This window comes from Paraburkholderia sp. BR13439, assembly GCF_040948805.1.
Lineage (GTDB): Bacteria > Pseudomonadota > Gammaproteobacteria > Burkholderiales > Burkholderiaceae > Paraburkholderia > Paraburkholderia youngii.
In genome coordinates, this window is record NZ_JBFPKN010000090.1 from 1 (window position 1) to 3265 (window position 3265).

Sequence of the window (3265 nt, forward strand, 5' to 3'; positions counted from 1 at the left end):
CGCAGTGGATGCCGGAACAAATCCTTCTCCGTTACAGGCGCCTTCGGACCCATCTAAACCTCGTCAGAATTTGCAGGCTATACCCAGCAATATGCCAGGTCTCTGCAATTCCAACAACACGATTTCCACCGGAAACCCCCAACGCTTACGGCTCTACGGTTTGTTCAGGCTGGACTAAATAGCTTCGTGCTCCATTACCTTGATGCCTTCTTTTTGTAAAGCAATTACAGCCGGCAAACCTTTTGGAACCTTGATCGGCATGGAAGCACAACCTCCGTTTCGAAACTACGCGATACCCGCAAGACTGCACGGCATACCAACAACACCACGTCTGACCGACTGCGAGCATGGTTAGGTCTTCACCTGTTTAAGAAGACCAAGCTGACTGCGACGCATGCGTAAAGTGCGCCCGTAATCTTCTCAAGCATGGATCTGTTGCTCAATACCACGCTTGCGCGATCTGCAAGAACCATATATCCGCAATAGACCGCGACGGAGATCGCCGTTGCCGCAGCTCCCATCGGAACCGCCTGCCCAAGGTAGGAACCGGATGGGCTGATGAAACTGGGATACGTAACTAATGTGGCCAACCACCCCTTAGGGTTCGCTAGAGAGGCGATGAGGGAATCGACAAACACCTGTCTGGAGTTCCAGCGCACCGCATCTTCTGTTCTTGACTCCCGCTTCCCACAAAAAGCAATAATGGAAAGATATCCAAGATATATCGCCCCTATCCATCGGACATAAAGTAACACCCATTGGTTATCCCGTATAAAAATCCCAACACCCGACAATACGACTGCTGCGTGAACGGCCGCACCAGTACCTAATCCGATCGCGTCAGGAATTGCGATTTTGAGCCCGTGCTTCAATGTTTGAGCAACGGCAAAAGCGACGTTCGGACCAGGCAAAGCCACGGCGGCAGTAAAGGTAACAAGAAACAAACCAAATAGATGAAAATCCATGAAGCCCCGCCTCTATTTGCAAATCACTCCCGAAAGGAACAACTATCGACACAAAATCCGGCTAATCTCCGCATCTCAGTGGACCGCTGCGTTATATGCCTCACAAGCTCTCCCGAAGGCGCCCAGAATCTTCTGGCTGATTACATCGCTGGAAGCATGCCATTCTGGATGCCACTGCAGCGCCAGTTGAAAGGTGCGTGAATTCCTATATGACAGCGCTTCTACGACACCGTCCCCCGCTACTGCCTCCACTCGGATTCCTTCTCCAAGCTCCGCGATGCCTTGCCTATGCAACGAATTGACGCATAGCTCGTCGCCCTGGATAACGGACGACAGCAAGCCGCCGGAAGCGACCTTAACCGTATGCACAGGACGGTACTGTTCGTCGCGAGGAATCTCTGGGTTTTCGCGATGCGAGATCCCCTTGTGCGTCAACGATAGATCTTCGTGCAATGTGCCGCCACGGTAAACGTTCATCTCCTGCAAACCGCGGCAAATTCCCAATACTGGCATATCCAGTTCTTCCGCCACCATCAACGCAACCATCGACAGCCTGTCTCGTGGCCGATCCGTCCTGCAGGCGACAATGTCGTCTTCAGCAAGCGCCCAAGCGCCACCGTTCCTGTCAAAGATCCCGGGATCGAGTCTGATTCGTCGCCAGTTAGAACAAGGCCGTCAAGACGGCGCATCACGTCGCGTAATCTTTGGAAAATCGCGTCGCAAGGCAGATCACGGTCGATCGTCGGTAAGATGACGCACTCGAGCGACGCGTGTTTAGTCAGCGCCTCGATATAGCGCCGCCGCAACCAGTCGCGGTGAACGCCGTCGTGAAGATGACGATTGGCTGTGACCCCGACGACGGCGCAGCCCAGATGGCGACGTGTCTCACTCATTGACCACGCCCTCCTCTGCTAACCGTCCGCGCTGGGCCTCGTACAGCCGCCGGTTCCGGTCGAGCAGCTGGTTGATGACACTTGGCTGCCCTTTTGGTCCACTAGCGAAGAGCCCTCCCCATGAATCTGCAACCTCAGCATATCGCGGATCGCGCAACCTGATCTTCTGTGCCCGCTTCAGGTGCCAGAAAGGCACGCCTGGCGAAAGATGATGTTCCAGATGATATTCATCAAGGTTCGCGCCGACCAGCAGTCGCTCGATCAAATTGCCTTTGCGGTTACGCGTCAAGTACACATCTTCGGTTTCGGTCTCACACATTGGCGAATGCCCAGCGAGTTCAATGAACCAGCCCAAGGCTTGGAACGTGGTTAGATATGGAACAAGCCAGAACAGCACAAGCAAATCCAGCGATTGCGTCAGGGCAAAGCCGAAAATGACAATCAGCCAGAATACCGCAAATCCATAGGTGTCGATGGCAGCACCCCGCCTGTCGATCTCTTTTTTCCCCTCACGAGAAATAAGAAACCGCTCACTCCATAGATACTTGAGATAGCGTACCGTCGCTCCGCCAAACATCGCTTTCCAGACAATGGCAAACGCGTATTCACGTGGCGGGCGCACATCATACACGCCCGATGATATAAAGAACTTCAGGTTAGGATCCCTTTCAGGGTCGCCGAGATATGGATGGTGCAGATGAACATGCGAGTAGCGATAAGCCCAGTGCCGCTGAAAAACAGGATATGCAGCGAAGACGATGCCGAGCACGTAGTTCCATCCGGTGCTCCTGGCCAGCGTCCGGTACGCGGCATCATGCGCGATAGTTGTCAGTCCGCGTTGTTGCGCACCGATTACGAGTACTGCAAGCGGGTAGAGCCACCACGAGATTCGTATCGTTGCATAAGCACACGCAAGAATGACAAGATAGTCCTTCACAATGTAAAGTGCGCCGGTCAAATTATCGGGCCTCAATTCGGACAACTCTCGCATAATGTCGCGCGAGAATCGCGAAGTGGTGAAACGTTTGCCGCGCAATTGCCAAGCGTCATAAATTTCCATGATCAAATTCCCTCCAAGAAAGATCGACGTCAGACAGCGTCAAGTCCGCGTTGAAGATCGGCGACGATATCATCAATGTTCTCAATCCCAACGCAAAGCCGAATCGATCCGTCGAAAATACCAGCGGCCTCGCGCTTTTCCTTGGGAACCGTTGTGTGCGTTGTCGAAACGGGATGCGTGACCAACGTTCGCGCGTCACCGACATTCGACACGTGGTACATTAGAGGGTGTTAGGCACTTTATGTCGGACCTGGTATCCTGGCGGAATGAAAAATCGCAGGCCTTACCCAACGGATGTATCGGATGAAGAGTGGTACTTCGCCGCTCCGTACCTGACCCTGATGAAC

Annotated in this window: 5 protein-coding genes and 1 pseudogene; 1 reads left to right on the top strand and 5 read right to left on the bottom strand. The window is 53.5% G+C overall.

Annotated features, from left to right (window positions below):
- Positions 1–359: 359 nt before the first annotated feature.
- From AB3X96_RS42125 to AB3X96_RS42145, 5 genes are all read right to left on the bottom strand, one after another.
- Complete coding sequence (locus tag AB3X96_RS42125; protein WP_368594361.1) at positions 360–965, bottom strand: LysE family translocator; 606 nt, start codon at positions 963–965, stop codon at positions 360–362.
- A gap of 75 nt (positions 966–1040) precedes the next feature.
- Complete coding sequence (locus AB3X96_RS42130) at positions 1041–1511, bottom strand: gamma-glutamyl-gamma-aminobutyrate hydrolase family protein (RefSeq protein WP_368594362.1); 471 nt, start codon at positions 1509–1511, stop codon at positions 1041–1043.
- Positions 1499–1858, bottom strand: a complete 360-nt coding sequence (locus tag AB3X96_RS42135) for a hypothetical protein (protein ID WP_368594363.1) — start codon at positions 1856–1858, stop codon at positions 1499–1501. The genes AB3X96_RS42130 and AB3X96_RS42135 overlap by 13 nt, the downstream gene beginning before the upstream one ends.
- Complete coding sequence (locus AB3X96_RS42140) at positions 1851–2918, bottom strand: fatty acid desaturase (RefSeq protein ID WP_368594364.1); 1068 nt, start codon at positions 2916–2918, stop codon at positions 1851–1853. Before AB3X96_RS42140 ends, AB3X96_RS42135 begins: the two co-directional genes overlap by 8 nt.
- 29 nt (positions 2919–2947) lie before the next feature.
- A complete protein-coding gene (locus AB3X96_RS42145) occupies positions 2948–3139 on the bottom strand; it encodes a PLP-dependent transferase (RefSeq protein ID WP_368594365.1) in 192 nt (63 codons plus the stop codon).
- 45 nt (positions 3140–3184) lie between these two features.
- Here AB3X96_RS42145 and AB3X96_RS42150 point away from each other — a divergent pair.
- Positions 3185–3265 (top strand): annotated as a pseudogene (locus tag AB3X96_RS42150) (IS5/IS1182 family transposase); the annotation flags it as partial.